Here is a 20,190-nt window from a genome sequence, read left to right as displayed (position 1 = left end):
CATTTCCCTCTCTGGCCAGTTCCAGAGAGGGAAATGGTTAAAATTTCTGTTTAGAACAGAAACCTCAAATTGATCCTATCGCCACCCTTGACTTTTCAAAAACCTATTTTACTATTGAGGCGTTGCTGGGGGATCGTCTAACGGCAGGACAGCAGACTCTGGATCTGCTTATCTAGGTTCGAATCCTAGTCCCCCAGCCAGTTTTTTTTGTGTGGTGGGTAAAGGTGGATGGTTCACTAGGTGTCCCTTTGTCATCCAAAGGAATCAATATTCTCATAGCTGAAGACGATGTTGCTGTTGCCAAAGGTTTTCAGCTCATCCTCGAAAAAGCTGGCTACAGGATTGTAGGTTTGGCCCATGATGGTATCCAAGCCATGGACCTTGCAATCAAGACCACACCTGACCTCATCCTCATGGACATCAAGATGCCCAGAATGGATGGGCTTGAGGCTGCTAGAAGGATAAATCAGAATAATCGAAAAGGGTATATTCCCATCGTTCTTGTAACCGCCTATGCAGATCAGAAACTTGTAGAAAAGGCCAAGGAAAGTGGAGTACTGGGATATCTGGTAAAACCAGTTCATTTGGATGATCTCGTGCCTGCTGTAGAACTCGCATATTCTGCTGCCCAAAGGATCAATGCCCTTGAAGGCGTAGTTGAAAATCTGTCTCAGGAACTGGAATCTCGAAAGGTGGTTGAAAGGGCAAAAGGTATCCTCATGAAAAGGTTAAATATAAGCGAAGAGGAAGCCTTAAGCATGATGCAAAAGGAGAGCAGGCGCCAACGCATAAAGCTTAGAGACCTTGCCAAGGCTATAATCTCATCAGACAAGGTTATGAGCTAGTACAAGATACTAGTTTGACCCTATCTTTTACCAAATAACCTGCTCCATATAGGGCCATTTCTTTTAATCGTTTTTCCAGCAGTTGTAGCCCCTTTTTTGCCTCATAACAATCGGGGGCGATCTTTAAGACTTCCTCAAAAGACATACGTGCCTCCACGTACCATCCCCCTTCAAGGTAACTTTCTCCTGCAATTAGATAAGCAAGGTGTATACCTTCTGGAAATAGCCAAGACAGGAGACAATCGCCTTTTTCCATGAGAAATTTCTGGGCGCGCTCTATGTCTTCCAACAGCATTCGAATTAATATCCCATTTTCACGCTCTCTCTTTATCAAATGTAGGAGTCTTTGAGCGGCATTTTTATATAGGCATCTAATCCTCTCCATGCCTCGATCCATATCTTGAAGGGTCTCCTCAAAAAATCGCTTATATTTTCTGCTATTGGAATCATCTGGTACCTTCATGAGAGCTATCTCATAAGATGGTGCATATCGTTCCAACATATAGGCGTTTTCTTTTAATTTCATTGCCTCGTGAAAGAGCGTGCCTACCATCCAATCAAAAAAGAAGGCATCTGGGTCAACATCTGGATCAATATCTCTCCACAATTGATGACACCTGTCTTTAAGACGCCACAATATCCCTTTTTCCTCTTGATTCCCAACAAGCTCATTGAGCTGTCTAAAAAGAGGTTCCTTTTGAAAAAAGGCATCTTCAAGACTCGCCAAATAAGCATAGGACTTGAGAAAGTCTTGGACGACTCTGGTTACAAAAAAGTCCCTATGTTCTTTAAACCATGCAGAATTCATACAATCTTTTGCCATCCATGTATTCTCCGTATGACTATTTTCAAAGGCATTTTTCGTAACAACTCAGCCTCTTGGAGACCATAGGTAACAGCCAAAAATGAAAGAATGAATCCAAATAAGCATTTTGGTCTCTACTTAGGATTTTAACTCAAAAGTTACCATTTTTCCCTTATTCGTACGGGCAATCCGAGCACTTTATTTCCATCACAATATATCAGTTCCTTTTGTTGAAGTTCCTTTAAAAAGGACAGGATCTTCTCTGGTGAAATCCCTGAATGACGCTGGATGAGCTCTTCCAAGGCTATAGGTTCAAGGGTATCTAAGAAGATTGACCTCGAGGCCTGTGATAATCTATGGTGAAGCACCTGGCCCTGTGACATAACCTGCCTGATTAGGACAAAATCACCTCCGTCCCTAAAACTTAGAGGTGGACCATTTTTCGATGCATCAACCCAATATTTTTGCCAGTCCTGTATATATTCCCTAACTTGTTTCCAGAGCATTCTATCCTGTTTTAGAGTCCCGCTGTATTCACACACCATTGTCACATCAAAAGTGCGACCTGGGAAAATCCTAGAATAGAACCGATGGGGTCTTTTAGCCTTTATTCCAAAAGATTTTGGATCATTAAACACGGGGCTACCGTAGCCAAGCCAAAAGGATACTGGCTTAAGTGGCCTAAAATACTTAGCATACTTTAAAATGCTGAGGGTCTCTTCGACCTCTTCTTGAGAGGTCCCGGGGAAGTCCATTATAAGGTTTCCCTGTAATTCTATACCTGCCTCAAGGAGATGCCGCATTGAGGCCAAATTGTCCATTACCGTCCTTCCTTTCCTAAGGCGCTTCAACAAACTATTACTCAGTGCCTCAATTCCAACCTGTACAATATTTAGACCGGCCTTTTTCATCAAATGGGCATCTTTTCTCGAAAAAGAGGCCCTAAGTTCCCCAAAGAAATTGAAATCTCTTCCCAATAAAGAAACTTGATCAAAGAATTCCTTGGCCTCTTTTGGAGGAAGGGCATTGTCCATGAATGCAAAATCTAAGGTCTTATATCTCTTAGAAAGGAAGTCCACCTCTTTTAGTAGCCTCTGCCAGGACTTGCGCCTGTAGCCCTTCCACTGAACATTTAGATTGCAAAATGAACATCTCCCCCAAAAGCATCCCCTTGAAAATTCTACGGGTATGACTGGAGAAAACCGTAAAGAGGGGCGAAGAGTTGCCAACTCGGCAAAATAGGGGGTGAAGTCTGGTATTGGCAGTTCATTTAAATCCTCAATTATCTCACCACGGATTACTCCTCGTTGAGCTGGTTTGCCCTTCTTTATCCCCTCAACAATCTCCAAAAGCCCCTTTTCTCCCTCACCGCTTACTATATAGTCAATAAATTCAAATTGAGATAATAATTCTTGTCCCACTTCCTCTGGAACACCTGCCCCTCCAATAACAACCTTAATGCTTGGAGCAAGTGCCTTAATCTCTCTTGCAAGATATAACCCAGAGGTAAGCTGATTAAGGCTCACTGTAATCCCACAAAGATCATATTGAGACCAATCATGTCTTTCTAAAAAAACATCTAGGGTCTCCTTTAAACAGTCTCTCACCTTGAGGATTTCTTTTGAAGAATTGAATAGCCTTCTCCTTGAGCGCCTCCCAAGGCTCTTTTTTATAAGCCAGATCTGGCTTTGCTCATGGCCTGGTTCAAGCAACATTCCACCAAAGGCCTCGCTTATCCAGCTAGACTCTGAAATAACATCATAGAGCCTGAGCCCAATCTTTTGATAAAGTTCTAAGTACGGATGAAAGACCGCGCAGCCAATCTCTGGAACGTGTCTCTTGAGAAATGCGCTAAGGCAGGCCAACTGGATTGAAGGCCTATTAAATAACGGCCATGGCGGGGCAATAAGGACACACTTCATAATGATTTTTCCATTACTTAGAAGTCGCTACCAAATACACTCCTAAAAGCATAAATATCCCACCAATACCCCGGGGTAGAAGCGGGCCCTCCTTAAAAAAAATGGCGCCAAATAATATGCTAAATAGTAGACTCGTTCTCTTCACAGCTATCATATAGGCAGCATTTGAAAGACTTATTGATAGCATATGGGAATATACCATAATAGATTGTAAGATTCCAATGCTTATAACTGCACCCCACATCCTAATCCCGCCATTTACAAACTTAGCTCCCAATCTATTTAGAGCATTTTCATTCCAATAAAGGGAGAAAAATAGGGGAACAATTATGCCCAGGAATGAAAAATAAAATGGGGCAAAAAAAAGGGGAGATGAATACAATATTGCCCTCTTTCCCAAACATGAAGTCACACTGTAAATAAGCGATACCGCCAACATATACCTAGAGCCTTTATGATTTAAAAGCGCCCTAAAAGGCTCAAAAGGCCCTGATTTCCCAGGGGTCAAATGTAGTAAATATGCCCCGAAAACAGTACTCATAATCCCCCAAAATCCCCTTGTACTAACCGTCTCACCCAGTATGAGCCAACCGGTAACAACGATAAAACTCGGAGTAAAGGCGAGCATTGGGATGCTAAGAGACATCTCAGACATCCTGAGGGCCTTCATATAAAGGAGCATCGCGAGTATCTCTAATGGGACCAAACTAGTTAAGGTGAGCCAGAACCGGAAATCGAGTCTTGGGATATCTTGCAGGAATATAGATGGCAAAAGCAATGGCAGTGGTGCCAAGAATCGCACCAACGCCATTTCCCCTGGTTCGAGCTTGCTTAAAGCGCCCTTTAAAATTGTATCTGTAATTGCAGTTGAAAGGGCAGCTATAAGGGCAAGCCCGAACCAGGGAGACACAATGTTTACCACTCAAGACTTATTTCATGGAAAGTAACTTTTTTATGCGCTCTTCTATAGGTGGATGAGTGCTGAACAGATGCATAATATTGCCAGATCTCAGTGGATTTACGATATACATCTGAGCTGTTGCTGGATTTACTGCCATTGGAAGCCTGTGGTTCCATTCTTCTAGACGTTTGAGGGCACTTGCAAGGGGTACAGGATCTCCAAGTATCCTAGCTCCTGTGGCATCTGCTAAATATTCTCTGCTCCTTGATATTGCCATCTGGATAAGCATTGCAGCAATTGGAGCAAGTATCATCATAATTATGACCCCAATAATGCCCAACGGATTGCCATCTTCATCATCGCTTCCACCAAGGCCGCCAAACATCAGTCCCCACTGGGCCATATTTGCCAAATAACTGATGGCACCAGCAAGTACTGCCGCTATACTGCTAATGAGGATATCCCTATTTTTTATGTGAGCGAGCTCATGACTCAGCACTCCCATGAGCTCCTCCTTGGAGAGGATCCTCATTATCCCTGCTGTTACAGCAACAGCAGCGTGATTTGGATTTCTTCCTGTTGCAAATGCATTAGGAGTCTCCTGTGGGATAATATATACTTTTGGTTTAGGGATGCCTGCCTTTTGAGAAAGGATTTCCACCATTTGATGTAACTCTGGCGCCTCAGCCTCAGATACTGGTGTTGCGCCACTCATGGCAAGGGCCATTTTATCACTAAACCAGTAGGCGAAAAAATTCATGACCATGGCTAACATAAGCGCCATAATCATTCCAGTCCTGCCCCCTAGGGCCTCTCCTATAAACATAAAAAGGGCTGTCAGTGCTGCCAGGAGTAAAAATGTCTTGAAGACATTTACCATAGTCTATTTTTCCTCCTTAAACATTTTTTTATATACTTTTAGCTGACGAATGTTATTATCGACATGATTGGTTACATTGTTCATTTTTAACACAACATTCATTTTCCGTTTTAAAAGACTTTTATTTAGAGTTTAAAGCATATAGTTTGAGTTTATGCCTTTCCCTGCATAATCGCTGTGGCCTTCTCAACATCTTTCTTACTACCTATGAAAAGAGGTACTCTTTCATGGAGTGCTGTTGCCTTTATGTCCAGTATACGATCTTTTCCATCGGTGGCAGCCCCACCTGCCTGTTCTACTACAAAGGCCAACGGAGCGGCTTCACAAAGGAGCCTTAGCTTTCCCCTGGGTTTTGCCGGATCACGCTTGTCTGCAGGATACATAAAAATACCGCCATATAATAGATTTCTATGGAAATCAGCTACAAGAGAACCAATATATCTAGCTCCATATGGCTTACCCCTCTCATTGTCTGGGCTCTTGAAGTATTCTACAACTCGCTTTGTGGGTTCATCCCAATAACAGGTATAGGCCTCATTGACGGAATACACCTTTCCCACTTCAGGAATTTTAATATCTGGGTGTGAAAGCAGAAATTCTCCTACTGACGGATCTAGAGTAAACCCATTTACCCCATTTCCAGTGGTATAAACCAGCATGGTGCTAGGGCCATATATAAAATAGCCTGCAGCCACCTGCTCAGCACCCTTCCTCAAAAAATCTTCTAAAGTTACATAAGACCTATCAGAGACTTTTCTATATATAGAAAAAATAGTGCCTATATTTACGTTTGCGTCAATATTGGAGGATCCATCTAACGGATCGAAGACAAGTATGTAGTTTCCCTTTGGCAGATTATCAGGTACCTCTATAATGTCTGCATTTTCTTCTGATGCCATAGCACAGAGCACTCCTGCCCTCTGCATCCTATAGATCAAGACCTTATTTGCAAAATCATCTAGTTTTCTGACCTGCTCTCCCTGCACGTTTATGTCGCCAGTAAGCCCAAGAATATCAACCAAGCCTGCCTTATTTACCTCTCGTGAAATTATCTTTGCAGAGAATATGAGCTCGCTTAATAGCCTAGTGAATTGGCCAGTTGCCGCGGGTGATTCCTTTTGATGAATCAGCAGATGTTCTATGACGCTAATGCCTATTCCTTCCATTACGTACCTCCTATGAAAAAATCTCAAATTTTGGCAAAAGATCCCCACCTTTTACAGTTAACTACATTATGATTGTGAAATCGATGCATTTTATTGTACGGGCTTTTGATATGTGGCATTATTAAAAAGTTGTAAGCAATTACAGACGAGCTTCTTTAACCTAATTGCCTCTACCCCATCCTGAAAGAAGTTACAGATCTTTGTTTTTTTATTCTAAAATCTGATTTGTCATCGAGGTATTCCCCTCTTAAAGATGTCATATTTAACCTTAAGTCAAACTTCAATCTTCTATTATGGGGATACCCAACTAGAATGTCAACACAACTGTCCTTTACATTTTTGTAAAAATATTGCAAAATCTACTTCTATGCTAGCAGAAACAATAAATTATAAACAAGACATCTTTAGCCAGGACCCAATAAAGGACCCAGAAAAGGCCATACGTGAACTTACATGCCTGTATGAGGTTACCAGGGCCCTATCCAGCACATTAGACATAAAAAAGGCCCTTAGGGATATCCTAGACATCCTCGCACACAGAGCAGGCATGGAACGGGGTACTATCACCATTTTTAACCCAAAGACCCAGGAACTTCAGATTGAAGCGGCAAAAGGGCTTACTCATAAAGCAAAACAGCGGGGGCGATACAAACTTGGTGAGGGTATAACAGGCACAGTTGTGGCTACAGGCGAGCCCATAATAGTGCCTAGAATCAGTGAGGACCCAAGGTTTCTCAATAAGACAAGGAGCAGAAAAGAACGAGACAAAGATGAACTTTCCTTTATCTGCGTCCCAATAAAGGCAGGGGATGTGGTGATTGGTGCCCTCAGCGTCGACAGAAAATTTTCCGGAGAAAAGGGGCTTGAAGAGGACCTGAGACTCCTGACAATCATTAGTGGGCTTATTGCGCAAAGTGTCAAAAAGCTTCAAGAGGCAAATTACGAACGTGAAAACCTACTAGAGGAAAACAGACAATTAAAAATAGCCCTAAAGGAACGCTACAGTTTCGGAAAACTCATAGGCAAAAGCACCAGAATGCAAGAGGTCTTTGAAATGGCCCACAGGGTATCTCAAAGTAATGCCACTGTGCTGTTGCGTGGGGAAAGCGGCACAGGCAAAAGCATGATTGCAAAGGCCATCCACTACAACAGCCCAAGGGCCAAGGGACCTTTTGTTACAGTGAATTGCTCTGCACTACCTGAATCATTGGTAGAATCAGAGCTATTCGGCCATGAAAGAGGGGCATTTACCGGGGCCATTCAGACCAAAAAAGGACGTTTTGAACAGGCCCACAAGGGGACCATATTCTTGGATGAAATTGGTGAACTCCCGCATTCAGTGCAGGTGAAACTCCTAAATGTCATTCAGGACAGGGAATTTCAACGAGTAGGAGGACAAAAATCCATAAAATGCGACGTGAGGATAATTGCTGCTACGAACAAGGACCTTGAACGTGCACTTGAACAGGGCCAGTTCAGAGAAGATCTATATTATAGACTTAATGTATTTCCTATTTACATTCCTCCACTTCGTGAAAGAAAAACAGATATACTACTACTTGCAGAGCATTTCTTGGAAAAATTTGCCTCCGAGAACAACAAAAAGATAAAGAGGATCTCTACTTCTGCCATTGATCTCCTCATCCAATATCACTGGCCAGGGAATATTAGGGAACTTGAAAACTGTATTGAACGTGCAGTATTGATCTGTGATGAAGACACTATAAGGTCTCATCACCTGCCCCCTACAATAATGACCTTGTCATCTGAACAACAGAGGGATAAAAAAAATACATCACTTAAAAAACGGGTAGAAGACTTTGAAAAGGAATTAATTTTGGATGCCTTAAGAGAAGCCAAGGGAAATCAGTCTAAGGCCGCAAAAATATTGGGCACAACTCTTAGGATCATAAATTATAAGGTTCAAAAATACGGCATTGATCCTAGCGCATTCAAGCCCATCCGAAAAGAAGTGTAAAAAGATATGCTCAGAGAATCTATATTAAATGCAGGGCTTCCAACGCCCCGACAAAAGAGACTTTTTAAAGAATTTGGCCACAGCCCAAAGATCATTCCGAGGCCCAAGCACTGCATTAGCAGAAAGGCCATGGACCGTGAGGCTCTAAAGGTCCTATACAGACTAAAGGAAAAAGGATATTTGGCCTATTTAGTTGGAGGAAGTGTAAGAGACCTCTTGCTTGGCAAAAGACCCAAAGACTTTGACATTGGAACCAATGCCCGTCCCCATGAGATTAGACGAATTTTTAGATACAGTCGCATCATAGGGAAACGGTTTAGAATCGTACACGTCTATTTCAAAGGCGGTAAAATTATTGAGGTCAGCACTTTTAGGCGCCAGTCAGACTGTGACGACAGAGAGGCGCTATTAAATGGCAAAAGTGATGACGAAATCTATGGTACCCCGATGGAAGACGCCTTTAGGCGGGATTTGACTATTAATGGTCTATTTTACAACATAGCTGACTTCAGTATTATCGACTATGTAGGAGGAATGGAGGATCTAGAGCAGGGTATCATCCGCTCCATTGGTGAACCCAACCACAGGTTTCTAAGAGATCCAGTCCGGATGATGAGGGCAGTGAGACATGCAGCACGGACAGGTTTTGTTATTGAAAAAAAGACTTGGGAGGCTATCTGCCAAAACGCCTCAAAAATTCGTCTTTGTTCTATTCCGAGAGTTCGGGATGAATGGCTCAAAGACATAAAGAGTGGTTTTTCAAGACAGTGGATGGAATATCTGATAAAAAGTGGTCTTTTTGAGGCCATTTTCCCGGTATATTCCTCGCTTATACTAAATGGGCCAAGCAGCATCAAAAGGCTCTTGTATGGCCTTTTGGATACGCTTGATCAAAAAATAAGAAGTGGTGAGGAGCCAAAGGAGGCTCTTCGATTGGCGATGTTTTTATATCCTGCTCTCAAAGCACATCCTATGTGGGAAGGCTTGAGGAGTGAAAAACTTAAATGGCCTACATTTGAGGTGCGCAGTATCATTGATGAACTCGTTCAGCCTTACGACTTTAGACGCGCCGTGAGAGATGAGACTGCCCAAATTCTCTCAAGCCAGTGGCCATTAGGCCTTTGTCATGCTAGAGGCAGACTCCCCAAACGAGTCTGGTCAAAGCATGTATTTAAGGATGCCCTTTTTCTTTATAATAAAATCAGGGAGATTGAGGGTAAAGAGATCTTTGAAGTAAGACTCAAGCAAAATGGCACCCCTAAAAAGAACAAAAAGGATAGGGGGAAAAAGAGAAAAAATAGGCAATACAGTAAAATAGGGAGATGATCCAATGAAACTCAGACAGAATGCTAAAGAATTGGTTCTTCTGGAGGTAGATGGTCTTGGACTTATACTTGGTGAAATTAGGTATAACAAGCAGACGGAAACCGCTATCTTTGCCCTAGAAAAGGCCGCTTTTTTTGACCTTTATGTGCCCTGTGCAGTAATTTACGATCCCCAAAAAGGTCCTGTGGTCAGACCACATGTTTTAAGCGCACTTACTACAGGGTCAATAAGGGTACAGAGGTCAAAAGTGTCATGTTTTATCCTCGGTAATGAACTTTCTCCAAGTATCGTAGCACAATATCAGGCCATACTTCAGGGATTAGGGGTGATACAAGAAGGCTCCAAAGAATCCTTGAAAGACGACGACCCTAAAAAAGGCCCGGGCAGCGTAGGTCCTAGGGTAATCACGCTTCCCAAAAAGCGTTCCTAAAAGTCTAGCATGATCCCGTATCCCAATATAGATCCCGTAATCTTTAGGATTGGTCCTTTTGCAGTAAGATGGTACGGGATCATGTATCTTGTGGGCTTTCTATGTGCCTGGATCTTGGTAAAAAGGGAAATAAAAAGGCAGCTTGTAACACCTGAACGTGTCAATCTTGAACTTGCTCATCTTGAGAGCCTAATGGCCTACCTTATAATTGGCGTCATTTTGGGAGGTAGGATTGGATATTGTCTCTTTTACAATCTAGACTATTTCCTTGAGCATCCATTAGAGATCTTTGCCACTTGGCACGGGGGGATGAGCTTTCACGGAGGCGCTATCGGGGCAATAGCTGCTGGACTGATTTTTTGTAAACGTTATAAAGAATCTTTTTTTAAATGGGCAGACAGGTTCGTTTGGCCAGCGCCAATAGGGCTGGGACTCGGTCGCATTGCCAACTTCATTAACGGAGAATTATTTGGGAGACCCTCAGATGTCCCATGGGCAATGATATTCCCTGGAGGAGGGCCAATTCCACGCCACCCCTCACAACTCTACGAAGCCTTGCTTGAGGGCCCAATCCTATTCCTGTTACTCTCCCTTTTAAAAGGAAAGGACCGATATCCTGGAGGACTCTTTTCCCTTTTTCTCATAATCTATGGCTTTCTAAGATTCTTTGCAGAATTTTTTAGAGAACCGGACCCACAACTTGGTTTCATCCTATTTGGATGGATGACCATGGGGCAGATCCTCTCACTATGTATGATTTGTGTTGGCATTATTTTATTCTTGATTACACAAAAGCCCAGAACTCAACGCATTTAAGTTTTCAAACATTAGTCTGAAAAAATCAATCCCCCTATTAAGGTCCTCCCTACGGAGAGAGACCCCAGGGGAAATCGCTTTGATCTCTACACCAGTCTCTGTTGATATTACCTTTGCTATACGGTCTGTAACTGCGTGGTCAAAAAATATTGCTGGCACCTTTTCCTTCTTGACAAATGCAATCACCCTAGACAGATCTCTCGGCGTTATGTGGGCATCAGGACTTATTCCCATGACAGAAAGCACTTTCAATCCATAGGCATTCCCTATACGGGAAAAGGCATTGTGGCCGGCAACAACAATGGTCTTATACCTGCAATCTCGTAGTTGTTTTCTATAAGATGAATCAAGTTCTTCCAATGATGCCTTAAGCAGCATTGCCTTTTTTTCATAAATCTGTTTACCACTGGGATCTACTTGAGAAAGGAGGGTTGCCATTTTCTCAACCACCTTTTGATCAAATTTAAAATCAAGCCAGATATGTGGATCAGTCCCTGTGTTTTGAATCTCATCTATTTCAAGGACCTTTTTAGGTCCTTTTATAAAACCATCTACAAAGTCCACTGCCCATGGTTCCAAGTGTCTACTAGTGTAGACAAAGATCCTTGCATTACTTACATCCTTTATATCCTCTGGCCTTGGTGACCAAGTGTGAGGTGTGGCCCCAGGGGGGAGAAGCACCTTTACAGCACACCTTCCATCGCAGAGTTTATTTAAAAAATCTCCCCAAGGAAGTATGGTTGATACAACCTGGAACCGATTTTCTCCAGACCACCCATCCCTCGCTAAGGAAATGCTCAAAAAAATTAATACTGCTATAATAAAATGATTCTTTTTCACTCTTCCCTCCTGTCTATAAGATAGGCACTACCTTCTATAGATTTCACTTTCTTCTTTAATTGTGCTGCTGTCATTGATACCTGGCCATAATGGCTATAACGGCCTCGCCTACATAAAACCACTGCAATAGAGAGGCTAGTTAAAGGGAATCTTTGAGGCCTTCCCAGTCTGTCCATTGATTCAAAATAGCCCCTTTTGAGGTCATCTTCGTCGAGAAAAAGGACAATTAATGAATCAAAGCTTGATATAATCCTTTGACACACAACCTCTGCCTTATCTATTGGCACTGAAAACACAAAATCATCTCCGCCAACATGACCGACAAAACCTTCTGATCTAGCCTCTTCAGATACCACGTTCACCAAAATCCTGGCCACCATTCTGATCACCTCATCTCCTCTAGAAAACCCATACTTGTCGTTCAATGGTTTAAAATTGTCTATATCCACATAGGCGATGGCACGCTCTGTTCCACTGTCCAAATATCCTTGAATAGTCTTTAGGATTGAGGTGTTTCCTGGAAGCCCTGTGAGGGGATTGTTGTCAGATATCCCCTGTGTGCCTTGGCTAGGGAAAGATCTATCCTCGTAAGCAGTTCCTCTGGTGGCGCCTCTAAGGCAACGAGTTCATCCACAGGGTATTGATCAAAATCTATACCGGAAATAATATCTCGTCTTTGAGCTACTAATATCACTGGAAGAAATGAGAGCTTAAGGTCTTGTTTTAGTGCCATGATCACTGTCTTATCCAATTCATCAGGAAGATCCTTTTGGATAACCAGGCACTCCGGTGGATCATTCAGTAGCCCTTCTATGGCATTTTGAAGCCTTTGATTGACAATCAATACGTGTCCAAAGGCCTCTATACAGAGTCTGTCATCAGGATTCTTTAAAAAATCGGGGGCAATAAGGCTTATCCTTGCCATTTAAGCTCTGAATCCTTAGGCCAAATCCATAGTAAAATTCTTGAGCTCTGCAAGCTTTTCATCTAATTCTTCTAGGATTTCCATACCTTCTTTTTTACCAAACTTTATCAACGACCAGGCCCTATGATCTAGTGGAGGCACCCACTTGTCGCCTCCAAAACCGAATCCCCATGCCCTAATCAAAATGTCTGAGACATGTATGATAGCTACTATGTCTTTAAAATCAGGAGCATCATCTGGGTGATGGTGAAATCCGATTGGAATTGATAGCTTATCTGGCAGATTCCACTCCATAGAGAGCCACTTTCCGATCTCTCCATGCTGAACCCCAAGTATCTCCTCCTCTGCCTTCCTCATAGGTATATCCCTTGTGAGAACTAAATCCATTATCTTGGAGTAATCCTCTGGCATCTCCGCCCTTATAACTACCTTCCCTATATCGTGGATCAGGGCTGCAGTAGAGACCTCTTCAGGATTGTTTATTCCCCTCCTCCTTGCAAGGATACCAGCACAGGCTGCACATCCCAAGGAATGCTCCCAGAGTCCTATGTCTGAAGATTGCATAACCTCAAAAATGCTTGAAGTCACAACCAGGGTCTTAATAACATTGAACCCCAATAGTACTATGGCATTGGAAACAGTACTGATTCTCTGTGGGAAACCGAAGAACGACGAATTTACCATGCGAAGAAGCTTGCTAGTAAGTACCTGGTCCTTTTCTATTATCTTGCCCAGACTTATGGCAGTAGCCTCATCATCGTCAACTATCTCATTAAGCTTTGATACAATCGTGGGAAGCGTGGGGAGAGACTTAAGGTTCTTTAACCTCTTTTTAATTTCTTCGTTTTTCGTCAAGCTAAACTCCTGTCATTCATTGTCATTCGTTGTTATTCTATTGGCAACTTAAGCCCCATAATGCCACCTAAAAAGGCCCTTCTTATTCTTATGTTATAAGATTTTGACGTACTAGTCGCCAACTACAAATAACTATCGAATAACAACTGAACAACTAACGAATAACTAATAAATTATTCCTTATAACACCTCACCCAATACTCTGCTATGAGCTTCATTAAGGCCCTCTGAACTGGATCATCCATTACCCTTGAAAATCGATCTTCAAGCTCTCTCAAACGTTCCTTTAAAGGCTTTTCGCCTGGAATCTCAACAGGATGTCCCTTTACAGCTATTGACTCTACTCCTGATCGTTCCAGGCGACTAATCACCTCACTAGTGAGTTTTATCCCAGGGCCACAAAGGACCTGTCCATCCTCTGAGAGGACCTCCTTTGCTAAGATCATTCCCTCCTTTGCGGCTTTAATGGGAATACGCTGCAAGCCTCTTCCCCTTTACAGCTCAGGCCATGGGGCAAATGGACCTCGTATTGCCTCAAATGCTCCTCCTACATGTATACAGACTTCATCCTTAAAAGGTGGTCCCACAAATTGCACCCCTATCGGCAGCCCATCATTAGACAGAGTACATGGCACTGAAATCGCTGGAAGCCCAGCCAAATTTACAGGAATAGTAAAAATGTCAGAAAGGTACATTTGAAGTGGGTCATCTAGCTTCTCACCAAGCTTAAACGCAGGTGTGGGAGCAACTGGGGTCAAAATGCAGTCACACTCCTTAAATGCTTCAATGAAGTCCTTTCTGATTACTGTCCTAACCTGAGAGGCCTTTTTATAATATGCATCATAATATCCAGAAGAGAGGCTATATGTCCCTAGCATAATCCTACGTTTCACCTCTGGGCCAAATCCTTGGGACCTTGTCATCTTGTACATCTCCAATAGATCCTTATAGCCTTCGGCCCGTAACCCATATTTTACGCCATCATAGCGCATTAAGTTTGAACTCGCTTCAGCTGGGGCAATTATGTAATAAGTGGCAACTGCGTACTCTGTATGAGGAAGACTTATTTCCTTCAATTCCGCCCCGTTTTCTTTAAGGAGGGCCATTGCCTTGGTGACCGCCTTTTCCACCTCATCTCCCAAGCCTTGGCCAAAATATTCCTTAGGGATCCCAATCTTCAGTCCTGAAACAGTGTGAGAAAGTGCCTTTTCATAGTCAGGGCAAGGAGATGGATGCGAGGTTGAATCTTTCGGATCATATCCTGCTATAGCGTTCAAAAGTATGGCACAATCACGGACATCCCGTGTCATGGGACCAATCTGATCTAAAGATGAGGCAAAGGCCACAAGCCCATAACGAGAGACCCTACCATATGTAGGCTTCATCCCAACGACTCCACAGTGGGAGGCAGGCTGCCTAATAGAACCACCTGTGTCTGATCCAAGGGTAGCACAGGCTATTCGTGCCGCTACTGCAGCACCCGATCCTCCACTGGACCCCCCAGGAATGCACTCCAAATTCCACGGGTTTTTGGTTGGAAAGAAGGCAGAATTTTCAGTAGAAGAACCCATAGCGAATTCATCCATATTGAGTTTGCCCAATATTACAGCCCCCTGGCCTTTTAGCCTCTTTACAACTGTTGCATCGTATGGGGGGACAAAATTCTCTAGGATCTTTGAAGCACAGGTGGTTTGCACTCCCTTTGTGCAGAGGACATCTTTTAGGGCTATTGGAATACCTGTAAGCGGCTCAACATCTCCTTTCAGAATTCGGTTATCCGCTTCTTCTGCCTGTTTTAAGGCAAGGTCCTCTGTAACTGTGATATATGCCTTTACCTTTGGATCCACAAGGCTTATCCTCTCGAGGTAGGCCTTGGCAACATCTTTTGCGCTCAATTCCTTTTTAAGGAGAAGCTCTCTTAACTGCCAAAGGGTGAGATCAGTTATTTCAGTATTAGCGGACATCTCAATCATCTCCTTTTAAATTATCCTTGGGACCACAAACTGGCCTCCCTCCCTTTCGGGAGCATTTGACAACGAATCATCCACATTTAGAGATTCTTGTGGTTCATCCATTCTAAAGGCGTTCACTAACTCCTGGGCATGGGTTGTAGGTTCGATGCCAGCTGTATCAAGTTCGTTCAGTTTGTCGATATATCCAAGAATATCGTTCAACTGATTTGCTATTACCTCTAACTCATCCTCAGAAAAGCTTAGTCTTGCAAGCTCTGAAATATGTTCTACTTCCCCTCTCGTTATCTTCATCCGTGGCCCTCCATGAGACAAATTAATCAAAACCAAATTCGGATACTGAACTTTGGTTACTCTAGCATCTTAATATAGTGCGCCAAGAAACATTGCCAACAACATTTTTATCCCAAAATGCCTATGGCATAAGTTCAACGTTCTACGGTGCCGCGTTCCCAAGCTCCTCGTTGAGAATACGACCAACTTTTTCCTTCAACTCAAAACTCATAACTCAAAACTCTAAAATAGGCTCCCTTGCTTTGGCCGTTTTTTCTTTTTTTTAGTCCTAACAGGCAACACTATCTCGTCTAAGTATGCCTCCTTAGGAAAACTTTTTATAAATTTACTTTTTCCTTTATTTTCAAAGCAATAAGTTATATATACCATCTTCTCAGCCCTTGTAAGAGCCACATAAAAAAGACGCCTCTCCTCGTCTTCATCACCACCCTTCAAGGGCACAACATCTTCCTCACACCGTGGAATAAATACAACCGGGAACTCTAAGCCCTTGGCACTGTGCATTGTCATAAGATTAACACACTCAAGGTCTATACCCAGAAGATCTACATCAGATTTAAACTGTAGGGCAATCTCCTCCACATCATTTGATTCAAGACCCTTCAAAAAAATCTTCAAAAGCATATTTTCCGGATCTGCACCTAAAAGCCTTATGGCCTCACGCTTATCACCTTTTTTCCATGCACTAACACAAGATTCGATGTCTTTTTCTGTTAGGCCCTTTTCCATGATGAGCCTGCTCTTATGAAACTGCGCATTTTCATCCATGACAATCCTCATCAGTCTTGACACAGCACGGACATCATCGTTTTCCATGGGCGAACGCCCTTTTGTCTCTCGAAATGGAATACCCTTTCTCAAAAAGGCCTTTTCAATGGGATTTTTCAGACTATGGACCCTTAAAAGCACAGCTATTTCAGGCAGTCTGTATTCGTCATTTGGCACGTTAGATCTGGAAAAATTAATGGCCTCGAAACTCATGGCCCCAGTAAGGGACTCTACTGTTTCTGCAATCCACTTGGCCTCTTGATCTGGATTTTTAAAGCCCTTTACCACTATCTTCGGGCCCTTGCCTTTGTTAGAACGTATAGTCCGTGCCTTGCACTCTGAGTGCCCAAGTACTGCTGAACCACTATCGAGTATCTCCTGGTGACACCTGTATGCGATGTCAAGTGTTATCACCTCTGCATCTGGAAATTCAGTAATAAACCGCCTAATCGATCCAGAATCCGCCCCCCTAAAGGAATAAATTGACTGATCTGGATCCCCTATTATAGTCACATGGTTGGTAGAAAGGGCCTTCACAAGCTCAAATTGTACTCTATTTACATCCTGAAATTCATCTACAAGGATATAGCTCCACCTCTTGCCTATCTGTTGAAGGACATCTTTATCCCTAAAGAGTTCCGCAATCCTCAACATCAAATCATCAAAATCTACTACTCCGTACCTTGAAAGAAGTCCCTTGTAAAAAAAATAGGCGGTACGTAGATCTTTATTTCTCGGTTCAAAGACTGGAAAGTCCTGTCTAATCCTGCTGATTTCCTTAAACAGCCCTCTTCCCTTTCTCAAATCAATATTTGAGAGCCTAAGTGCCTCTTTAAAAAGCACATTTGCATCTACTTCGTCAATAACACCTGGCGCCTTGTCTCCTTCGAGTTCCTTCAATAACTTATATGCCCATGAATGAAAGGTAGTAACTGTCAGTTTATCTGAGAGGTCTTCGCTCCAGCGCAATTCCTTCAAAAGATTTAAGATACGTTCCTTCATCTCATTTGCAGCATAATTAGTGAAGGTTATGGCAAGAATGTTTTGGGGGGGATATTCTTTTGGCAAAGCAAATATACCACTCTGTGAGCGAGGACCTTGGTTTTCCCTGTGCCAGGCCCAGCGATCACCACAAGTGGCCTTGCCTCATCAAAGAAGACCGCCCGCTGTTGAGACTCGTTTAGACCTCGGAAATCAATGTGAGCTGACCTATCATGCCTATTGATATTAACATCCACTGATTCTTAATTTTTCCCGTGAAAATACCTGCTTGGGTAATGCGCCCAATATAACAGGTAGAAGGCAGAAGGTAGAAGGAAGAAGCAAGCCCTGCATGTACAAAAGTCAGAGGCCAAAAGGCGAAGACATCAAAAAAGTTAAAGGTTCAAAATTTCCTTCCTTCAACTCAAAACTTAAAACTCAACACTCAACACTTCTGAAGTGCTCAACACTTTTAAAAGCTTCTACCTTCTCCCTTCTACCTTCTTACTATACCTATTTTCATCCACGCGGGTGACGAATTCCGTCGTCATGATAGTTTAACCTAAATCCTGCAATTGGGGAGTTTGCCCAAGATTCGAGCCCCGAGCAACATAGAAGATTGGGCAAAATCGCCAATCCCGAAGGGCGGCAAAAGGGGGCAAAATCAAATGAATTCTGTACTCACTAAAACAGTGAAGGTTAAATCTATGTTTTTTGTCAAGCAACTGGATGACATACTGTTTAAAAACCATTTTTGCCCCCTTTTGCCGTGCAGGATTTAGGCCTAAGATTTAGGCACTAAATGCCGCTTAATCTTTCTAGTAGATGTCTTTGGAAATTCTTCATCCCGTATGAGGAAACCCTTAATACGTTTATAAGAAGAAAGATTTTGGTTAACCCTCTTAACGTCTTTTGAAAGAAGACGCCGAATTTCCTGTTCTGCAAGCCCCTTCTTATAGTGTTGTCCGATAGTCTCATAATCAGGCACTATTATGGCCCTAACCTCTTCTCCTCCTGTAGGTAAGGGTTTGCCATATACCATGGCCTCAAGGATGTAAGGACTTTCCACTAATCGGGACTCCAATTCTTCTGGATAGACATTCTTACCTGCAGAAGTAACGATCAGGTTCTTGCCCCTCCCTGAAATATAGCAATAGCCTTGTTTATCTATCCAACCCAAATCCCCTGTAAGCAACCATCCATCCTCTGTAAGCACCTGTTTTGTGGCCTTATCGTTCTTATAGTAGCCCTTCATGATCATTGGGCCTCTAAATGCGAGCTCTCCTACGCCGTCCTCATTGGGATCAATCACCTTTACCTCAACCCCCGGGAGCGGTTTTCCTATACTGTCATCCTTTGGCGCATGTTCAGGATTGAGGGTGAGTACAGGACTTGCCTCTGTTAGCCCATAGCCCTGTAACATCTTGAGTCCAAGGCGCCTAAAATCCCTTGGAATCTGTGGGCGAATAGGGGCACCTCCAACTACAAGCAATCTGAGATGACCAAGTCCTGCCTTTTCTCTGAGCCCTTTAAATAGAGTGGTCCCAAGATTCTTTGCCCCGACCTTCTCTCCTGTCTTTACTGCATTCATAAGTGCTCGGACCACCCCTCGTTTGAGAAGGGTTTGCTTTGAAATGCCCCTATGAATGCCCTCAAGCATTTTTTGGAATAAAAGGGGCACCCCTAGCATGACAGTAGCCTTTGAGGCCCTAAGATCCTCAATAATGTATTTTGATTTTAGGCTCCGGGCATACGTCACAGTACAGCCGCTATATATAGGCAGAAGGAACCCAGCTGTACATTCAAATGTGTGATGCATTGGCAGTACGCTAAGGAAGTGGTCATCTCTTATATCTACTGCCTGGTAGCATGCAGCGCAGTCTGAAATGAGGTTTTTGTGGGTGAGCATTACCCCTTTGGGGCGCCCAGTAGTGCCGGAAGTGTATATTATGGCGCACAGGTCTTCAAGGGCGGGGCGAGACTCTATTGTAGGTCCCTTTTCCCCATCCCTCATGAGCTGGTCTATGGTCACTGTCCTAGAAGGTGGCTCCCCTCTTTCCCAATCAAGGATCACTATCTTTTCAGGTCCAGGGAACTTGGACTCTCTTTCCATGACCCAATCGAGGAATCTTGTAGCTACAAAAGCCACTTTCACCCTGGAATCTGCCAACAGGTGATTTATCTCATTTCGGGTGAGCAGAGAATCCAGAGGTACACAAATCCCGCCTACCGTAGCAGTTGCAAGATATGCCTTTCCCCACTCAGGAGAATTGGGCCCAAGAATTGCCACCTTGTCACCAGGTTTGAGGCCATGTTTGAGTAGACCTCTGGCCAGGAGATTTACTTTTTTAAAGAGATCCTCATAGGTAGTGACAACGTCTCCTTTCTCTGTGCGCTTTATGAGAGCTGGCTTTTTGCCAAACGAACTCGCGCTTCGCTCCAATACCTCTGGAATTGTATAGATTCCCTTGTGTGAACGAGCCATGAT

General features: G+C 43.2%; 18 protein-coding genes, 1 tRNA gene and 1 pseudogene. 6 read left to right on the top strand and 14 right to left on the bottom strand.

Translation table 11 applies throughout. The annotated features are described in order from the left end of the window. The first annotated feature begins 126 nt into the window (after positions 1 to 126). Together DBT_RS01270 and DBT_RS01265 are read left to right on the top strand one after the other, a co-directional pair. Positions 127 to 200, top strand: a tRNA-Gln gene (locus tag DBT_RS01270). A gap of 24 nt (positions 201 to 224) precedes the next feature. Then, positions 225 to 845: an ANTAR domain-containing response regulator gene (locus DBT_RS01265; protein WP_141674180.1), complete on the top strand. Its 621-nt coding sequence runs from the start codon at positions 225 to 227 to the stop codon at positions 843 to 845. On the opposite strand, the gene DBT_RS01260 is transcribed toward DBT_RS01265, so the two are convergent. The 5 genes from DBT_RS01260 to fbp all read right to left on the bottom strand — a co-directional run bounded on the left by DBT_RS01260 (position 835) and on the right by fbp (position 6,519). Next, positions 835 to 1,668, bottom strand: coding sequence for a hypothetical protein (locus DBT_RS01260; RefSeq protein WP_067615643.1), 834 nt, complete (start codon positions 1,666 to 1,668; stop codon positions 835 to 837). The two genes, DBT_RS01265 and DBT_RS01260, sit on opposite strands and share 11 nt — an antisense overlap. A gap of 140 nt (positions 1,669 to 1,808) precedes the next feature. Beyond that, positions 1,809 to 3,572 carry a RiPP maturation radical SAM C-methyltransferase gene (locus tag DBT_RS01255; RefSeq protein WP_067615642.1) on the bottom strand — a complete coding sequence of 588 codons (1,764 nt, stop codon included), beginning with the start codon at positions 3,570 to 3,572 and terminating at the stop codon, positions 1,809 to 1,811. Between the two features lie 13 nt (positions 3,573 to 3,585). Further along, positions 3,586 to 4,494 (bottom strand): DMT family transporter, encoded by a 909-nt coding sequence (locus DBT_RS01250; protein WP_083186531.1) that lies wholly within the window; start codon positions 4,492 to 4,494, stop codon positions 3,586 to 3,588. Positions 4,495 to 4,501: 7 nt separating this feature from the next. Beyond that, positions 4,502 to 5,353 carry a zinc metalloprotease HtpX gene (htpX, locus tag DBT_RS01245; RefSeq protein ID WP_067615640.1) on the bottom strand — a complete coding sequence of 284 codons (852 nt, stop codon included), beginning with the start codon at positions 5,351 to 5,353 and terminating at the stop codon, positions 4,502 to 4,504. Between the two features lie 152 nt (positions 5,354 to 5,505). Further along, complete coding sequence (gene fbp / locus DBT_RS01240; protein ID WP_067615638.1) at positions 5,506 to 6,519, bottom strand: class 1 fructose-bisphosphatase; 1,014 nt, start codon at positions 6,517 to 6,519, stop codon at positions 5,506 to 5,508. Between the two features lie 367 nt (positions 6,520 to 6,886). Between fbp and nifA the strand changes: the two genes are divergently transcribed. Genes nifA through lgt form a run of 4 tightly spaced genes read left to right on the top strand, consistent with a single transcriptional unit; the run spans position 6,887 to position 11,069 of the window. Next, a complete protein-coding gene (nifA, locus tag DBT_RS01235; protein WP_083186530.1) occupies positions 6,887 to 8,497 on the top strand; it encodes a nif-specific transcriptional activator NifA in 1,611 nt (536 codons plus the stop codon). Between the two features lie 6 nt (positions 8,498 to 8,503). Beyond that, positions 8,504 to 9,823, top strand: a complete 1,320-nt coding sequence (locus tag DBT_RS01230; protein ID WP_067615636.1) for a tRNA nucleotidyltransferase/poly(A) polymerase-related protein — start codon at positions 8,504 to 8,506, stop codon at positions 9,821 to 9,823. A 4-nt stretch (positions 9,824 to 9,827) separates the two neighbouring features. Then, entirely contained in the window at positions 9,828 to 10,253 is a 426-nt protein-coding gene (locus DBT_RS01225; protein WP_067615634.1) for a hypothetical protein, read from the top strand. Between the two features lie 9 nt (positions 10,254 to 10,262). Next, positions 10,263 to 11,069: a prolipoprotein diacylglyceryl transferase gene (lgt, locus tag DBT_RS01220; protein ID WP_067615632.1), complete on the top strand. Its 807-nt coding sequence runs from the start codon at positions 10,263 to 10,265 to the stop codon at positions 11,067 to 11,069. Here lgt and DBT_RS01215 read toward each other — a convergent pair. The 9 genes and pseudogenes from DBT_RS01215 to DBT_RS01175 all read right to left on the bottom strand — a co-directional run bounded on the left by DBT_RS01215 (position 11,028) and on the right by DBT_RS01175 (position 20,187). Next, positions 11,028 to 11,909 (bottom strand): metal ABC transporter substrate-binding protein, encoded by an 882-nt coding sequence (locus tag DBT_RS01215; protein ID WP_067615630.1) that lies wholly within the window; start codon positions 11,907 to 11,909, stop codon positions 11,028 to 11,030. The genes lgt and DBT_RS01215 overlap by 42 nt on opposite strands. Beyond that, positions 11,906 to 12,391: a GGDEF domain-containing protein gene (locus DBT_RS11670; RefSeq protein ID WP_244155270.1), complete on the bottom strand. Its 486-nt coding sequence runs from the start codon at positions 12,389 to 12,391 to the stop codon at positions 11,906 to 11,908. Before DBT_RS11670 ends, DBT_RS01215 begins: the two co-directional genes overlap by 4 nt. 17 nt (positions 12,392 to 12,408) lie before the next feature. After that, positions 12,409 to 12,834, bottom strand: a complete 426-nt coding sequence (locus DBT_RS11665; protein WP_083186528.1) for a hypothetical protein — start codon at positions 12,832 to 12,834, stop codon at positions 12,409 to 12,411. A 15-nt stretch (positions 12,835 to 12,849) separates the two neighbouring features. Then, on the bottom strand, positions 12,850 to 13,689 hold the full coding sequence (locus DBT_RS01205; protein ID WP_067615628.1) for an HDOD domain-containing protein: 840 nt from the start codon (positions 13,687 to 13,689) through the stop codon (positions 12,850 to 12,852). A 173-nt stretch (positions 13,690 to 13,862) separates the two neighbouring features. Continuing rightward, on the bottom strand, positions 13,863 to 14,135 hold the full coding sequence (locus tag DBT_RS01200) for a hypothetical protein (protein ID WP_083186554.1): 273 nt from the start codon (positions 14,133 to 14,135) through the stop codon (positions 13,863 to 13,865). Positions 14,136 to 14,183: 48 nt separating this feature from the next. Next, the gene (gene gatA / locus DBT_RS01195; protein WP_067615624.1) at positions 14,184 to 15,653 is read right to left on the bottom strand and encodes an Asp-tRNA(Asn)/Glu-tRNA(Gln) amidotransferase subunit GatA; all 1,470 of its coding nucleotides are present in this window, start codon (positions 15,651 to 15,653) and stop codon (positions 14,184 to 14,186) included. Between the two features lie 15 nt (positions 15,654 to 15,668). Continuing rightward, positions 15,669 to 15,953 carry an Asp-tRNA(Asn)/Glu-tRNA(Gln) amidotransferase subunit GatC gene (gatC, locus tag DBT_RS01190; protein ID WP_067615622.1) on the bottom strand — a complete coding sequence of 95 codons (285 nt, stop codon included), beginning with the start codon at positions 15,951 to 15,953 and terminating at the stop codon, positions 15,669 to 15,671. Positions 15,954 to 16,178: 225 nt separating this feature from the next. Further along, positions 16,179 to 17,881 (bottom strand): annotated as a pseudogene (locus DBT_RS12340) (UvrD-helicase domain-containing protein); the annotation flags it as partial. A gap of 605 nt (positions 17,882 to 18,486) precedes the next feature. Then, on the bottom strand, positions 18,487 to 20,187 hold the full coding sequence (locus DBT_RS01175) for an AMP-dependent synthetase/ligase (protein WP_067615616.1): 1,701 nt from the start codon (positions 20,185 to 20,187) through the stop codon (positions 18,487 to 18,489). Positions 20,188 to 20,190 lie beyond the last annotated feature (3 nt).

It is taken from the genome of Dissulfuribacter thermophilus, assembly GCF_001687335.1.
In the GTDB taxonomy this organism is placed as follows: domain Bacteria; phylum Desulfobacterota; class Dissulfuribacteria; order Dissulfuribacterales; family Dissulfuribacteraceae; genus Dissulfuribacter; species Dissulfuribacter thermophilus.
Note: the sequence above shows the minus strand (reverse complement) of the source record. Positions and strands in the feature narration are given on the sequence as shown.

What these genes read in the sequence shown, in the direction of transcription:
- gatA (WP_067615624.1), bottom strand. Translation starts at nt 15,653, where the DNA reads ATGTCCGCTAATACTGAAATAACTGATCTCACCCTTTGGCAGTTAAGA.
- htpX (WP_067615640.1), bottom strand. Translation starts at nt 5,353, where the DNA reads ATGGTAAATGTCTTCAAGACATTTTTACTCCTGGCAGCACTGACAGCC.
- DBT_RS11665 (WP_083186528.1), bottom strand. Translation starts at nt 12,834, where the DNA reads ATGGCAAGGATAAGCCTTATTGCCCCCGATTTTTTAAAGAATCCTGAT.
- lgt (WP_067615632.1), top strand. Translation starts at nt 10,263, where the DNA reads ATGATCCCGTATCCCAATATAGATCCCGTAATCTTTAGGATTGGTCCT.
- gatC (WP_067615622.1), bottom strand. Translation starts at nt 15,953, where the DNA reads ATGAAGATAACGAGAGGGGAAGTAGAACATATTTCAGAGCTTGCAAGA.
- DBT_RS01225 (WP_067615634.1), top strand. Translation starts at nt 9,828, where the DNA reads ATGAAACTCAGACAGAATGCTAAAGAATTGGTTCTTCTGGAGGTAGAT.
- DBT_RS01260 (WP_067615643.1), bottom strand. Translation starts at nt 1,668, where the DNA reads ATGGCAAAAGATTGTATGAATTCTGCATGGTTTAAAGAACATAGGGAC.
- DBT_RS01230 (WP_067615636.1), top strand. Translation starts at nt 8,504, where the DNA reads ATGCTCAGAGAATCTATATTAAATGCAGGGCTTCCAACGCCCCGACAA.
- DBT_RS01255 (WP_067615642.1), bottom strand. Translation starts at nt 3,572, where the DNA reads ATGAAGTGTGTCCTTATTGCCCCGCCATGGCCGTTATTTAATAGGCCT.
- fbp (WP_067615638.1), bottom strand. Translation starts at nt 6,519, where the DNA reads ATGGAAGGAATAGGCATTAGCGTCATAGAACATCTGCTGATTCATCAA.
- DBT_RS01175 (WP_067615616.1), bottom strand. Translation starts at nt 20,187, where the DNA reads ATGGCTCGTTCACACAAGGGAATCTATACAATTCCAGAGGTATTGGAG.
- nifA (WP_083186530.1), top strand. Translation starts at nt 6,887, where the DNA reads ATGCTAGCAGAAACAATAAATTATAAACAAGACATCTTTAGCCAGGAC.
- DBT_RS01200 (WP_083186554.1), bottom strand. Translation starts at nt 14,135, where the DNA reads ATGATCTTAGCAAAGGAGGTCCTCTCAGAGGATGGACAGGTCCTTTGT.